The 14,244-nt window shown below is 56.6% G+C and carries 12 protein-coding genes; 2 read left to right on the forward strand and 10 right to left on the reverse strand.

What is annotated here, in order from left to right; all coding sequences use genetic code 11:
• Positions 1-38: 38 nt before the first annotated feature.
• From G6R38_RS19745 to G6R38_RS19790, 10 genes are all read right to left on the reverse strand, one after another.
• Positions 39-1,232, reverse strand: a complete 1,194-nt coding sequence (locus G6R38_RS19745; RefSeq protein ID WP_166830297.1) for a glycosyltransferase family 4 protein — start codon at positions 1,230-1,232, stop codon at positions 39-41.
• Positions 1,222-2,418, reverse strand: coding sequence for a glycosyltransferase (locus tag G6R38_RS19750; protein ID WP_166830300.1), 1,197 nt, complete (start codon positions 2,416-2,418; stop codon positions 1,222-1,224). The genes G6R38_RS19745 and G6R38_RS19750 overlap by 11 nt, the downstream gene beginning before the upstream one ends.
• Positions 2,411-3,547, reverse strand: coding sequence for a glycosyltransferase (locus G6R38_RS19755; RefSeq protein ID WP_166830302.1), 1,137 nt, complete (start codon positions 3,545-3,547; stop codon positions 2,411-2,413). The genes G6R38_RS19750 and G6R38_RS19755 overlap by 8 nt, the downstream gene beginning before the upstream one ends.
• A gap of 67 nt (positions 3,548-3,614) precedes the next feature.
• Positions 3,615-6,170 (reverse strand): RIFT barrel domain-containing protein, encoded by a 2,556-nt coding sequence (locus tag G6R38_RS19760; protein ID WP_166830304.1) that lies wholly within the window; start codon positions 6,168-6,170, stop codon positions 3,615-3,617.
• A complete protein-coding gene (gene asnB, locus G6R38_RS19765; protein WP_166830306.1) occupies positions 6,167-8,080 on the reverse strand; it encodes an asparagine synthase (glutamine-hydrolyzing) in 1,914 nt (637 codons plus the stop codon). Before asnB ends, G6R38_RS19760 begins: the two co-directional genes overlap by 4 nt.
• 157 nt (positions 8,081-8,237) lie before the next feature.
• Complete coding sequence (locus G6R38_RS19770) at positions 8,238-8,858, reverse strand: acyltransferase (RefSeq protein ID WP_166830308.1); 621 nt, start codon at positions 8,856-8,858, stop codon at positions 8,238-8,240.
• Between the two features lie 4 nt (positions 8,859-8,862).
• Positions 8,863-9,411 (reverse strand): mechanosensitive ion channel family protein, encoded by a 549-nt coding sequence (locus G6R38_RS19775; protein ID WP_166830310.1) that lies wholly within the window; start codon positions 9,409-9,411, stop codon positions 8,863-8,865.
• Positions 9,412-9,515: 104 nt separating this feature from the next.
• Complete coding sequence (locus G6R38_RS19780) at positions 9,516-10,031, reverse strand: hypothetical protein (protein ID WP_166830312.1); 516 nt, start codon at positions 10,029-10,031, stop codon at positions 9,516-9,518.
• Between the two features lie 90 nt (positions 10,032-10,121).
• Positions 10,122-11,147: a response regulator gene (locus G6R38_RS19785; protein ID WP_166830314.1), complete on the reverse strand. Its 1,026-nt coding sequence runs from the start codon at positions 11,145-11,147 to the stop codon at positions 10,122-10,124.
• 247 nt (positions 11,148-11,394) lie between these two features.
• Entirely contained in the window at positions 11,395-12,846 is a 1,452-nt protein-coding gene (locus G6R38_RS19790) for a sulfatase-like hydrolase/transferase (protein WP_166830316.1), read from the reverse strand.
• A 258-nt stretch (positions 12,847-13,104) separates the two neighbouring features.
• Here G6R38_RS19790 and G6R38_RS19795 point away from each other — a divergent pair, with 258 nt between their 5' ends.
• Together G6R38_RS19795 and G6R38_RS19800 are read left to right on the forward strand one after the other, a co-directional pair.
• Positions 13,105-13,854, forward strand: a complete 750-nt coding sequence (locus tag G6R38_RS19795) for an SIR2 family NAD-dependent protein deacylase (RefSeq protein WP_166830318.1) — start codon at positions 13,105-13,107, stop codon at positions 13,852-13,854.
• Positions 13,847-14,155 (forward strand): DUF167 domain-containing protein, encoded by a 309-nt coding sequence (locus tag G6R38_RS19800; RefSeq protein ID WP_166830320.1) that lies wholly within the window; start codon positions 13,847-13,849, stop codon positions 14,153-14,155. The genes G6R38_RS19795 and G6R38_RS19800 overlap by 8 nt, the downstream gene beginning before the upstream one ends.
• Positions 14,156-14,244: the final 89 nt, after the last annotated feature.

A 14,244-nucleotide genomic window follows, 5' to 3' on the forward strand; every position in this document is an offset into this window, starting at 1 on the left:
TGGAAATGTCGGAAAGACGAGTCTCGGAGTCCGCTGTGTCAGAGGGTTGAACCGACAGTCAACGGTTCCGGTGTCGGTTTGGTCTCCGGGGTTGGCAAGACATCGCGATAGACATCAACCAGAGACGCCATTCGTCGGGCGAAACCGAATCGCTCGACAACAGTTTTTCGAGCCGCGATTCCGAATTCTGTTCGACGATCGGGAAACAGTACCATCGTCCGGAGGGCATCTCGCAAGTTGTCCCACCGTCCGGGTTCGATCAGCAGACCGTTCTTTTGGTCGTCGATCGCTCGCGGTACTCCGGCAATTCGGGTCGCGACAATAGGCAATTCACAGGCCATCGCTTCCAGAACCACGTTCGGCAACCCCTCCCGCAACGAACTCAGTGCGAATATGTCCAACGCTTGAAAAAATTGACGCGGATCAGACAAGTGCCCCATCAGATGAATCCGGTCTTCCAGACCCGCCGACTGAATCTGTGTGGCCAGTTTTGCGTGTTCACCGCCTTCGCCCCCGATCAGCAAGCCGACATCACGACCTTCCCGGATCAACTCATTGACCGCCTTGATCAGCAAATTGAATCCTTTTTCCGGAGACAACCGCCCGAGGGCACCGATCAAAATGCGATTGCTCGGAACATGGAATTTCGCTTTTGCTGCCTCACGTGAGAGCGTACGTTCGTAGTCGTCCGCTAGAATGCCGTTCTCGACGAGTTGCACACGCTCTTCGGACACACCGGCCGCCAAACAGCGATCCACCAAGTCCGGCGACACGCACAACACGCGGTCGTACCAACGCATCGACCAACGATCGACGTGGTAATAGACTTTCGATCGGTGAGTATTCGTCACCCAGCCATGCACGGTGGTGACAAGTTTCATGGGGTGCAGCTTCGCCACCGCCAAGCCGAGCGCGTTGCTTTTGTAATCGTGACCATGCCAGATCGTGACGCCACGTTGCCGACAAATCCGCACCAAACGGTAAAGCACCCGAGGATCGAACGGGCCACCATCGGGAACGGAAAGAATCTCCGCGTCAGCCAACTCCGCCCGCTCGACGAGCGAAGCCCAACCGGGATCGTTCGATGGATGCATGAAAGCACATGCGCTGTCGTAACCCGCATCCGCCAGAAACCGGGGTGAATTGAGAATTGTCTTCTCCGGTCCGCCGCCAACTCCTGTGACAACGCGAGTGTGCAGCACGAACGGACGGCGTGGAGTTTCATTCGGCATGGCTTACAGTCTCGGTAGGAGTAACAGAAATCTCAGCGTGCGGCTTCCAGACGGATTCCAACACACGGGCTTTTGCGGCCCAACTTTCGCTGGTCAGTCGTTGACGGGCGGTTTGCTGACCGACCGGGACATCGGTGTAGATGCGTTCGATCACACGATCCGCAAACGTCTGGGGTGTCGTCACGGCGTCCAAGCAGTCGTCCCACTCCCGAACAGCCGGTAACTGCCGTGTGACCACAGCTCGCCCGGTCGCTAAATACTCTTTGAGTTTCAGCGGTTGCATGGCCCGCGTGACCGGTTCATCGACGTATGGCATGATCAGAACCGATGCCTTGGCTGCCCAACTTGGCAACTCCGCAAACGGCACCGGAGGATGCAGCTCGACCCGCGACAACCGCGAGAGTTTCGGATCGGGATCTTGTTGCGGACCGAGCAGCACAATCGTCCCGCGATCGAGTCCATTCGACAAAGCTTCGAGGAATTCGACATCCATGCGGCGATCAATCACTCCCCAGAACAAGATGATCGGTTCTTCCCGATCCGCCTGCGTCGGTTTTGGACTGACTGCATTTCGCCAGTGCTCCAAATCCACGCCGTGCGTGAGCATCATCGGCGACCGACCGTGACTCACCGCGTGATCCTGCAACGTCTCGCTCACCACGATCACATCATCCGCCGCTTGCAGCATGTCCCGATCCATGTTGGCGAGCGTATCGCCATCCAAACCGGGCCAAACGCTGAAGTCATCGACGCAGTAGTAGACCCACTTCGCCACTGGCAACTGACCAGGAAGGTCCGCCGTGATAGGAAGTGTCGTCAACGCAATGACAGGTTGCGGCAGCGATTCCACGATCGGTTTCAGTTGGCGAGTCAACAAGGCCCGATTCCAACGCCGGTCCCGTGTTCGCGTGAACCATGGCCACATGCGAGGGTTGAGAACCGTCAGATTCTGCGGTGTCGATTCGGTATCGGTTGGTTCGACGTGTCGCCAATCACGGAGCTTCTCCCAAACGCGTTTGGCCGTCATCCAATTCAGTTTCGGCGTGCGGGTGCCGATCGTGTTGACCCACACCGTGGATGTCTCGGGAAGCAACCGTCGCACGAGGTGTTGGCAACTCGAAGGGTGCCGTCCCCAATCGTCGGAGAACACAAGGAGCGAAGGACCGGCGGCGGTTTCGTTAGACATCGGTCATCTCCTCGTATTGGCTGCGGTAGGCGTTGAGCATCCCTTCGAGTGAGAAGGTTTCATATGCCTTCGCTCGGGCATTTTCGATGAGCGTGTCTCGCAGCGAAGCGTCCGATGAAACCGTGAGAATCTGTTCGGCGATTGCTTCGGGAGATTTCGGTGGTGCGAGCAATCCTGTGACTCCATGCGTGACCATTTCACCGACTCCACCGACATCGGTCGACACGACGGGAATGCGGGCAGCCATCGCTTCGATAATGGTCAGCGGAATCCCCTCGCTGATGCTCGAAAGCAAAAACACATCCGCCGCCGAGAGCAGCCGAGCCACGTCGGTCCGTGTACCCAGGGCCCGCACATTCGACGCCAGCGAATGCTCCTTGATGAACGAGCCGATCCGCGGGCGTTCTTCACCATCACCAACCAAAACCAATTTGATGTCCGGCCGCAACTTCGACAGCGACCGCACCGCCTCAAGAGCCGTGAGATGATCTTTGAGCGGATGCAGTCGAGCGACCATCATCACGACCAAGTCGGAGTCGGCCAGACTCAGTTCCTCGCGGACTTCACTTCGCAGATTGGCATCGGTCGTGCCGAACGCGGACAGATCGACACCGTTGTAAATCACCTCGACACGTTCGCTCGGCAGACCTTCTTTTTCGATCAAAGCGTCGCGTACGGACGCCCCAACGCCGACCAACCGATCGTCGCGTTTGAGCAAGAGTCGATTGCAAATCACCCGTTTGGTTTTGCGGACATCGGGATGATGCCGTCCGTGTTCGGTAAACAGAATCGGCAACCCTCGGCGTCCCCGACGAGCGAGCATCGTTTGGAAGAACGGAGTGTATTGATGAGCGTGCACGAGTTGCACATTCTCTCGTTCACAATACTCCCACAGACGTTTGGCACATTGCCGATCGACACCGGGCTGCCGGCCCAACACCTCGACCGAAAAACCTTCCGATTGCAACGTTTCACCAACCGGGCCGAGTTCGTCCAAGCACGCGAAAACGAAGCGAAACTGATCCGACAACCGACGCGACAACGTGGCGGCCAGCAACTCCGCACCACCAACATTCAAACTGTGTACGACTTGGCAAACCGTCGGTCGCGAGTGAGTGGGGGCAATCATTCGATCAATTCCGGAAAACAAGCGAACTAAGAACTAATAAGAAATCTAGAGGACACGAATTTCGTCACTAAGCTTTCGACCGCCAGCGTCGCGGGTTCATCATCCGCAACGCGATCGACGCCCATTGGGTCGGTCGTTTGAGCATCGCTTTGACACGTGTTTTCTGAGGGACGAACGGAACACGTGGCGGATATGATTTCGTTGGCAACGGACGACTGATTCCGAGTGTTTCGACACCGTCACGGAAAGACGCATCCCGGGCACCTTCGGTCATCAAGACCGACACGCATCGAGCGACCGTGCGATTCTCGAACCGATTCAAATCGCTCCATGCCCGATCCGCCCATGCATTTCCTTGCTCACAAAGCTTGCGACGAAGTTCCGCGTCGTCGGTGTACCGAGCCGCCCAACGCAACACGTTCGCTTTTCGCATCTCCTGAGCCGCCCAGGTTTCATTGGGGTAATCCAATTCGTCCGCCCGATCGAGCCAAGGACTTTCGTGCTGCAACATCCAACGGACATAGTGCAACAGCGAAGCTCGTGCGTAATCGAAGGCATCGTCGAACTGTTCGGATTCGGTTTTCAGATCGAGATATTTCGCGAGAGACGTCAGAAACACAACGTAAGACCAACGCAATTCCGCATTGAGTAAATCGAGTGCGGTCACATCGTCATCGGGATGTACGCAACGGGCGATCAGCGTTTCCGCGAACGTGAGGAAGCGATCTTCCCCGGTGAGTTCCCAGGCATCGAGACACGCATTGAGTGAATTGCCCGCCCCGCGACCCGGAACTTGGTTGTCCAGACCACACGTCGCCGACGCGAGGCCGGTCGGACCGTCATCGACCACACCCAAAATTGTGCGGCGACCATCGTCCATGCGGATCACCCAATCCGCCAACCCGATGACCGCTTCTTTCGCCGCCATCGACCCGGTGAGATAGTGATACGTCAACAGGCCAGTGGTGTAGTTGTGTTCGTTACTGGGACCGCCGCCGTAATCCTTTCCATCCGGCCGATTGGCCCGCGAATACGTGCGATGCGTCGAGGTCCGGGCGTGCTGAAAGTGATCGGTATGCCAGAACATTCCGCCCGAGTAGGCGGCCTTGTCGGCCTCGGTGTGATAAATGTCGATATCCATCACATGCCGAGCCAGCGGATCGAACAACTCCCACCAGGTCGGATCTCCTGTCCGAGTGAGTTGCAGGATGCCGCCGAAAACCAGATCGAACTGATTGTTGTAATGGGAAACGATCGGGGCCTCACCCGCGAACTCGGCTTGTTCGTGGTCGGCTCGAATGTCGCCAAAGTTCCGCCAACCGTACTCGTCGGTGATCTCCCGCCGTCGCGAAATACTGTGCATTCCGCTGAGAGATTCCTTCAAATACGGATCGACTCGCCCGACGGAGTCGCTACAAGTCACCGGTCGAAAGACCCCGCAGGTGTCAATCCATCCTGATGAGAGTATCGCGCGAACGGGCCGGTGAATCCATTCGAGGGATTGCGTTTCGTCGGTCGCGGACGTGTGCAACCAAATCGTGTGAGTTTTTCGTTCGCCACCCTGGAGTTCGTGTCCGCCCGGCCAATCCTGTGGGAACAGTTCCACGATCACGGTGTCATCGCAGACCCGCAATGCCTTCGGAAACTGCTGCCAGAATTCCGGCACGCCGCACTGCAACATTTGATTCGCGTTTTGAATCTTGATGATCGGTTCCGCATGGAGTCCTTCGATCGCCGTCGGTTCACTCACCCGATATCCGCGGTACCGACTGGGCACGCGACCGGTACGATCAACGTGCGTTTCATTCCGCCAGTTTTCTCCACCGCTCGATTCTTGATGCAGGTGAAATTCGACTTGGTCGCTGTCCTTCCAGAACGTGCCCGGCTCCAATTGCCATGACAATTCACTCGACGAATCCGCCAGAATCGCGGGAACTTCAACCGCGAAATCCTGAAAGAAGACCGAACCGGGATCGCCCAAGTCCCACAGTCCGCCTTGGTGTTGGGCAGCCTGAGGATTGTGCAACGTGACATCGCATCGCACGAGACCGGTCGCGGGAAAGACATCGATCCGCATGGCAACCCGCAACGGGTTCTCCTGCAATGCACCGATCGCATGAGCCGACCACCGAACCGGACCAGTGGCATCCCAGCTCACGGACTCCCACGTTGTTGCCACCGATCGTCCCTCGTGATCGTGCAGCTGCAACGCAATTGGCAGCAACGGCCGATCGTCGATTTGAAGTTGCAGGCCACTTGCCATCGGCGTCATTTCGACTTTGGACTTGGCATCGAAGGTGTCCACCGACTCGGTGGTGATCGACCATTCGGAACGTCCCGGTTCGATGTGGTCCGCCACGAAATCCACAAGGACCCACTTCGCGGAACCGTCCGGCCATCGCGCGAGAATTTCCGTCTGGGCCGAAAGTGCTTGTCCGGACGAACCGGTGACGCTCCAACCGTTGCATGTCGTGACTAACCCTCTCGGCAGACACACGCCGTGCGAGATGGGCACGTCTTGTCGTTTGCAACGGACGGGATTGGCAAGCGTGAAGGGGATTGTCGTGACGTTAGAGCCTGCGACGAGCTCTGCCGGTTTCCCATTGACGAGGGGCGAATTCATTTCAGCACCGCCTTTGCGGAAGAATCATGAGAAGCAGGGGAAGATCCGTAAGTTTCCAACCAACGCCCGAGAACGAGCAGCGTCCACAACATCGTTCCGTGTCGGCCAATTCCCGACTGATGTTGTCGTTCGAGTCGGCGGACGGTGTCGGCTTGCACAAACTCGTGAAGTCGGCAACCGTCGGCGAGCACATAGGCTTCGCATTGATCCCGGAGCGGGCCGCGTAACCAGGTATCGACGGGAATCTCAAATCCCTGTTTCCGTCGATGGGCTAATTTCGGCGGGAGACGATCTTGATACAGTTCCTTGAGCAACCATTTCGTTTCGCCATCGCGGATTTTGAACTGCGAGGGAATCGTGGCGGTCAATTCAAGTAACTCATGGTCCACAAGCGGCGGACGAACTTCCAAACCGAACGCCATGCTGGCCCGATCGACTTTGGTGAGAAAATCGTCCGGCAACAGCACGTTCGTATCGACTGCGAGCATTCCCGCCAACGTGTCACCGTTGCCGTCGGGGTACGTCGCGGCAATGTCGAATCGCGGCTCGGCATCGGTGAACGCATCCGGGCGAAGCAGCCGATTCAGCCATGCTTCGTCGCGAATGGCGAGGGTATTGCGATAGGCGTCGGCAGCCGATCGGGAAAGGTTTGTGAGTGCCGACCGCAATCGCAACGGTCGCGGCAACCAATCTGCTTGAGGCCAACGGGACGCCATGCGAGACAACACTTGCGAGCGAAACCAGCTCGGCAACCGTCGTCGCCAGCGGTCTTCTTTGAGATCATGCCCGTACCGACTGTATCCGCCGAATGCTTCGTCGCCACCGTCTCCCGAAAGCACCACCTTCACCGCCTTCGCCGCGACTTCCGCCACGCACATCGTCGGCACAGCAGAGGCGTCCGCGAATGGTTCGTCGTAATGATGAATCAACCGATCCAACCCGGCGACGGCTTCGGCTCGCACGATTTGTTCGGTGTGTCGCGTTCCGAATTGCTCGGCCACTTGCTTGGCGTACGGAAGTTCGTTGAAGGCATGTTCTTCGAAGCCGATCGAAAACGTTTGCAACTCCGTTCCCGCGGCAAGGTGCGAGACAACCACACTCGAATCCAAACCGCCACTCAGAAACGCCCCGACCGGAACATCCGCGATGCGATGCGCCTGAATAGTTTCGGTCAACTTCGCATCGACTCGCTCCTTCCATTCCGCGAGCGATGTGTCTTCATCTTCCTGAAATTGCAACCGCCAATACCGTTGCGGTGAGACACGCCAATTCGCGGCGTCGATTCGCATCCAGCACGCCGATGGCAACTTGCGAATCTTCTGGAACACGCACCGATCACCGGGAATGATTCCAAATGTGAGGTAGTCGCGAATTGCCGACGAAGACAGCGACCGATCAATCCCCTCATGAGCGAGAATCGCTTTCAGTTCAGAACCAAAGACGAGTTTTTCTTCATCCTGGTAAACGAACAACGGCTTCTGCCCGACCCGATCACGAGCCAGGAACAACTGGTGTTCCCGCGAATCCCAAATGGCGAACGCGTACATGCCCCGCAGATGGTCGCACATCGCGGGACCGTGTTCCTCGTAGAGATGGACCAGCACTTCCGTATCGGACTGCGTTCGGAACCGGTGCCCTTGCGTTTCGAGCCGTCGCCGCAGCTCGGCGTGATTGTAGATTTCCCCATTGAAGACAACTTGTACACGATCGTCTTCGTTACCCATCGGTTGACGACCGCCTTCGAGGTCGATGATCGAAAGTCGCTGGTGCACCAACCCGAGCGGCCCATCACGGAAGGTTCCCGCTCCGTCCGGTCCTCGATGTGCGATCGCTTGGCCTAAGTTCTCGACGGTCGATTCTTCGACGAATCTGCTCGGGTCTCGATACAAAACCCCCGCAATGCCGCACATTCCACGCCTCGAAGTTCAGTCACGATCCCACTGTCTCCGAGTGCAAACGCAATGCGTCCACTACGACTCGAAGACCAAGTGCTACGCAACTTTATCCTCAAGTGAGGAATGTGCCGGGACGGAGGCGGTGCGAGTAGGTAGTTTCCCGCAAGTTGCCTCAGCGAACGCCGAGTTCGGCGGGTGAGAGATCTTCGGGGGGAGTTGCGGAATCGGATGATTCGTTGCGAAAACGAATCACTCGGGCGGGCACACCGACGGCGACGGCGTAATCCGGCAACGGCTTGGTGACGACGGCACCGACTCCGACGATGCAATGACGCCCCACATTCGCCGCAATAACCGCTCGTTCACCGATCCAAGAATCCGCACCGATCGTCACCGGCTCGTACACGCCGGGTTGTTCGCGGATGGGGATGTCTAATCGCTCGGTGCCATGCTGTCGGCAACCGTTCATGACCGACACGTTCGAGGCAATCAGCACGTCTTCTTCGATGGTCACATCGCCCAAGGTGCAATAGCTGCCGATATACGCATTGCGATGCAATCGGGCGGTCGGGTGGGAAATCGTGGTGCCGAAGGAGACGCACACGTTCGCCTCGCACGCCGGCAACACCTGCCGATAAAATCCCCGCCGTAACGTCACGCCGATCGTGCCGGGAATCAGGCTGACGGTTTGCGACCAAAACGAAAACGTACTCGTTCCGCGACACATCCACGCCGCCGGTGCCATCAGGATGACCGCGATGCAGTCGACTAGAAATTTCAATCGGGCACGCATGGCTTCACTTGGAATCGGTCGCGGTTTTGGGTTGAACGTTCAGCAATTCCACCGGGGTCGTGAACAAGTTGCTATTTGGAATCAGTACGAGACCGTTCGAGGTTTCGATTGTGGTGTAACGCAAGTCGATGTCCGTCACCACACCTTCCCAGCCAGACACTTTGATGCGGTCTTGGCGTTCGAACGGTTGGTAAATCAACAAGAGCATTCCCGAAAGCACATTCGAGACGATGTCCTTGAGGGCAAACCCCAACGCAAACCCTGTCAGACCAAGACCACCGACGAGCGCTGCGACATCAATCCCTAATGTGCCCAACACCGTGATAATTGCACAAGACCAGATGACGCCTTTGGTCATCTTCACAATGAAATCGATCACACTGACGTCAGCGTTCTGCGATTCAAGAACCCGACGCACAATTCGGACAATCACCAAGACAATCAACCACGTCACCGCCAAGATGACAGCCGAAGAAATAATCTCCGGTAGAAAATCTTGAAACTGTGATTGCCAGTCTTGCGGCGTGTTTTCTTCAGTGGCAGCGAAGAGCATTTTGGTTTCCGATCGGATCAACAGTTCGAGAAGCGAGGCAACGTCATCATGTGACGCCCCATGTTACGCTGCCAGTCTCCAATCGCAAACGGACGGCCGACGGGTTAGACGGATTCGAGTGTGAGTTCCCATTGCTCGCGGAAGTTTTGCAGGAACGTTTCGCACACCGCTTGCCAAGCGGTCGCGTCGACGGTTTGTGTTTCGTCGCTTGCGAATTGAGTCAACGTGGATTCGAACGCGTCGCGAAACTGCCGTCCAACATTTCCGTAGACCACATCAATGCCCGATTCCGTCGAGGCAATCCGTCCGGAGCGTCCATCGAACGACTCCTGAGTCGCCAGACGCTTGAAGTGTTTCACCGCTTTATGTAGCTCGAAGGCAGATTGCCCAACCTGCTCGCTGAGGGACTGTTCGCACCAATTTTCCGAGAAGTCCAAGATCTCGACCAACATTTCCTCAGCAGATTCCAGCCGAGTGTTGGGGAGCATCGTTGTTTCGGGGTTGGTCCAGCGGGACAATTCGTAGTCCAGTCGGCCCAGCAACGAGAACAGAGCTTGCTCGTACTCGGTGGGCTCGACGACGCTGTGTTCGCGGGTTGGCTGTGAATTATCGGCATTCATGAGAGACACATTCCCACAAGATTGTCAGGCTTTTCTCGATGTTGTCGCGGTTTCCGAACGGTTCGCGTCAGGCGTGTGCTGACCAACCGGCTAACAGGAGGCCACGTGACGGCCGACTTTGGCGATCAGGTTTTCCCAGGAAACCGGCTTGGAAAGCGAACCGGCACAACCACTCAAACGACCACGCATCCGGTCAAACAGTTTGTCCTCGCCGGAGAGCAACAACACAGGGATGTGTCGCGTTTCGGCATGCTTCTTGATGGTCTTGCACCACTGATAGCCCCCTACGTTCGGCGTAGCGGAATCGACCAAGATCACATTCGGCTCGATGTCGGAAAGATGCTCCAGTGCATACGTCTCGTCATCCGTCGCTTCGACGTCGTAGCCGGCTCGTTGCAATGCCAGCGTTGCCAACTGCCGAAATGTCGGGCTGGCATCGAGCAGCAACACGCGGGGCGTTTGGGGTTCGGGATTTGCTTCCTCGACGTCGGCGTCGGATTCATGCGCGTCAGCCGGTTCTTCATTCAGGACTTCGACCACTTCCAACATCTTAAGAGGTTCATCGTCGGTGACTTCCAAGACTTCCGGTTCCGCGGCGAGTTCCAGGATCTCACCGACTTCGGAATCATCGAGTTCTTTCCATTCTGATTCGGAAGACTCAAGAAGTTCATCGACCGACCATTCATAGGTCTCACAGTTATCGTCGCCCGTGAGTTCGTCGTCCTCCGATTGGTCCTCATCTTGGTCCGCGGATGGCTCGGACCAGTGCGTTCCCTGAAGATTACCAGGGTTCGGAGTCGATTCGGCTTCCGCGACTTCGCTGGTCTCCATGGGAGCCGGTTCGCATTCGTCCGCGAGTTCGCCGGACAGCGATTCGAGCCAGCGTAAACCCGCCGTTACCGTTGCGTTGGTCGGAGCCACCTCGGCGGCCTGCCGAAGTAACTTCGCGGCTTCGGTTGGCGAGTCCGCCACCCAGGCTAACCACATCCACACATCCGGGTTTTGTGGATCGTCTTGCGATGCCTGTTCAAGATGCAACCGGGCCAACAGACGGTGTCCGTCACGCGCGGTTTGAATTCCTTGTTCCAGAATCTCCGAGCCAACATCTTGGGACATGCACTCACTCCTCTCAATCTCGATATGACTCGGACCTTGACCGCCCACGAGCGGAGTTCCGAACATCTAGAGATAAGGTAGGTTGTGATTGCGTATGCCCAAAATGCGGAACCGGATTTCCCCCCAATTTGTCGGCAAGCGAAGAGGAACAGGGTCAATGAATCGATTCTAACGATCCCGCCAGTTCAGCGGTCCATCGCCGTTGCAGGTCGGCCACACTCCACCGGCAACGGTTCCCGAGCAGATGTCACTTCGTATTTGTCGCCCCAGAAGCCAACGTGGGAAATGAAGATTTTAAATCGAGTGTGTCGCCGGTCTCCCGTTGCAATTCGAGCAACGTTGCAAAAAGAGAACGCATCTTCGATTGAGAACTTGGCATGTCGGCGAGATTCTCGAGTTCCAATGGGTCGTCCTGCAAATTGTAGAGCAACGCCCGGGAGATTTTTGGATAGAGAATGAGTTTGAAGTCGTCTTCAATCACCGCACGTTGCAGTTGCAGATAGGCACAGTAGATGGCGTCGTATTGCTGATCGCGTTCGCCTGTGATGAGCGGAAGCAAACTGCGGAACTGCACGTAATCCGGTTTTTGCACACCGGCGAGTTCCAACGCTGTGGGCATCACGTCCTGCAAATACACTTGAGCGTCGAGTTTCTTGCCGATCGGGACACCGGGACCGACGACGATCATCGGCACGCGGATGCTGTGATCGAACAGATTCTGTTTGCCCATCAAACCATGTCGTCCGACGGCAAGACCGTGATCGGCGGTGAAGAAGATCATGGTGTTCTTGTCTTGTCCGGTTGCTTCGAGCGTATCGAGAATCCGTCCGATTTGCTCGTCCATGTGCGTGATGATCGCGTAGTACTCCTGCCGATGCACCTTCACCGCGTATTCCGTTCGTGGAAACGGCGCGAGTTTTTCATCCCGCAGACCTTTGCCGGCTCCCATCGCTTCTTTATACGGATACTCCGGCACATAACTTTCCGGAACGGCGATGTCTTCGAGCGGGTACTTCTCGACATATTCCTGCGGGCTTTGCCGGGGATCGTGCGGGGCGTTGAACGCGATGTACATGAAAAACGGGTTGTCGCTTTGTTTCGATTGCCGAAGAAAACCCTCTGCATCGTCGGCCACGACTTCGCTCCAGTGTTTGCCGCCCTTCCAAAACCCATCGAACTGCGTGTCCCACGGTTTCCACTCGTCGGTTTTGCCTTCGATCGGGCGGTTATAACCTTTCGGTGTTTGATTCGGCATACCGCCGCGAATGTGTCCCGCCGTATCAAACGCTTTCGCGGCATCGGTTCGCACGTGCCATTTGCCGGTGAAGTAGGTGTCGTAACCGGCTTCCCCCATCAAGACCGACCAAAACCGACCGGCTTCACGTTCGGCATCAGTCTTTTTGTAGACTTTCTCGGCCTTCCACAAAAACCGCCCGGTGTTGAGCATCGTGCGACTCGCCACACACACCGCACCACTCCACGAGCCCATATTGTAGGTCCGCGTGAACGTCGTGCCCTTAGCGACCAACCGATCCAGATTCGGTGTTTCGATTTCCTCGTTCCCAAGAGCCGCCAATGTGTCGAAGGCTTGATCGTCCGCAAATAGGAACAGCACATTCGGACGTTCCGCCGCCGTAGTCGAGGACGCGAAAATTCCGGTCAGAATGAGAATGGCAAGGGATTGAAGAGCGGAGCGCATGATAAGCCTCAGAATAGAACTCGTTGAAGAAATCCCACGCTATCGCGGACGCTACAGTGCGTCAAGCAGTTCGCAGACCATCGTGTTCACCAACTGCCACGAGTGTTGTCTCAATGCGAATGCACGCGAGGAACGACCGCATTTGAGAACGCCACGAACCTTTCGTCACAATGGGGCATCCGTTATGTGTTGGACGTTCGAACTTTCATTCCAGTTCTTGCCTCTCTGTCCTCAACTCATCGCCGAGAAAGGCTTCTGATGAAAACCATCGTCATTTTCAGCGGGGCGGGGTTGTCGGCGTGTAGTGGGTTGCCAACGTTTCGCGGTAGCGGCGGATTGTGGGAGAACCACAAGTTCGAAGACCTCGCCGAGCACTCCGCTTGGTTCCGCAACCGTGAACTGGTGCTGCGATTCTACGCCATGCGGTTCAATCTTTACCGTGAAGCCATTCCGCACGCCGGTCACGAGGCGATCGCCAAGTTGCAGGAGCATTTCCGCGTGATCAACATCACGCAGAACATCGACGATTTGTTGGAACGGGCCGGGTGTCAGGAGGTGATCCACTTACACGGTTCGATCAACCGCAAGAAATGTGAATGGCACGCCGACATCAATCCCGACTCCGACAACCGCTTTTGTTGTGACTACAAAACCGTCGCCGAGTCGGCCGTCGAACTCGGTGACATGTGCCCGAAATGCGGTGGACAGATGCGGCCGGATGTCGTTTGGTTCGGTGAAGCGGTGCGTCAAAGTGAAGAGGAATTAGACCTGCTGCATCGTACTCGTCAGAAGTTGGCTGACGAAGACGGTATCTTTGTGTGTGTCGGCACGTCGGCTCGGGTGTATCCAGCAGCCGGGTTCATCAACTTCTTCGCCGATGCCTCGCAAAAGATTTTGATCGATCCCGACCCGCCTGCTTTGGAGGAGTTTCAATGTCTTCGAGGAATATCCAGCGAAAAACTTCCCGAACTCGCCGACCATTTGATTTCGGAGACCCGGCATGAGTGATGACATCAATTTACGATCGACCGACGGAGGCGTGTTGCTGCCGGTTCATGCCCAACCGAAAGCCAGTCGGAATGGGATCGTCGGCGTTCACGATGGCGGCTTGAAGGTCTCGGTCACGCAGGCACCGGAGAAAGGCAAAGCGAACACCGCGTTTATCAAGACGCTCGCAAAATCTCTGGGACTGCGGAAAAGCCAAATTCAACTCGTCTCGGGAGAGACAAACCGCTCGAAGACTTTTCTCATCACCGACATCACCGCCGAGGAATTGCGATCGCTGATCGCGTCTATTTGCCCCGATTGACCCATCACGCGGTGATCCGCACTCCGCGTGCGTGCAACTGGCCAGAGATTGAGCTAAACTGAGCGAAACCAAAACGACAAGAATTCGTT

Origin of the sequence: Thalassoroseus pseudoceratinae, assembly GCF_011634775.1 — a bacterium.
In the GTDB taxonomy this organism is placed as follows: domain Bacteria; phylum Planctomycetota; class Planctomycetia; order Planctomycetales; family Planctomycetaceae; genus Thalassoroseus; species Thalassoroseus pseudoceratinae.

Bases quoted from the DNA above. Each gene is read 5' to 3' on its own strand.
- G6R38_RS19790 (WP_166830316.1), bottom strand. From the start codon at position 12,846: ATGCGCTCCGCTCTTCAATCCCTTGCCATTCTCATTCTGACCGGAATT.
- G6R38_RS19780 (WP_166830312.1), bottom strand. From the start codon at position 10,031: ATGAATGCCGATAATTCACAGCCAACCCGCGAACACAGCGTCGTCGAG.
- G6R38_RS19800 (WP_166830320.1), top strand. From the start codon at position 13,847: ATGAGTGATGACATCAATTTACGATCGACCGACGGAGGCGTGTTGCTG.
- G6R38_RS19755 (WP_166830302.1), bottom strand. From the start codon at position 3,547: ATGATTGCCCCCACTCACTCGCGACCGACGGTTTGCCAAGTCGTACAC.
- G6R38_RS19785 (WP_166830314.1), bottom strand. From the start codon at position 11,147: ATGTCCCAAGATGTTGGCTCGGAGATTCTGGAACAAGGAATTCAAACC.
- G6R38_RS19775 (WP_166830310.1), bottom strand. From the start codon at position 9,411: ATGCTCTTCGCTGCCACTGAAGAAAACACGCCGCAAGACTGGCAATCA.
- G6R38_RS19760 (WP_166830304.1), bottom strand. From the start codon at position 6,170: ATGAATTCGCCCCTCGTCAATGGGAAACCGGCAGAGCTCGTCGCAGGC.
- G6R38_RS19770 (WP_166830308.1), bottom strand. From the start codon at position 8,858: ATGCGTGCCCGATTGAAATTTCTAGTCGACTGCATCGCGGTCATCCTG.
- asnB (WP_166830306.1), bottom strand. From the start codon at position 8,080: ATGTGCGGCATTGCGGGGGTTTTGTATCGAGACCCGAGCAGATTCGTC.
- G6R38_RS19745 (WP_166830297.1), bottom strand. From the start codon at position 1,232: ATGCCGAATGAAACTCCACGCCGTCCGTTCGTGCTGCACACTCGCGTT.
- G6R38_RS19795 (WP_166830318.1), top strand. From the start codon at position 13,105: ATGAAAACCATCGTCATTTTCAGCGGGGCGGGGTTGTCGGCGTGTAGT.
- G6R38_RS19750 (WP_166830300.1), bottom strand. From the start codon at position 2,418: ATGTCTAACGAAACCGCCGCCGGTCCTTCGCTCCTTGTGTTCTCCGAC.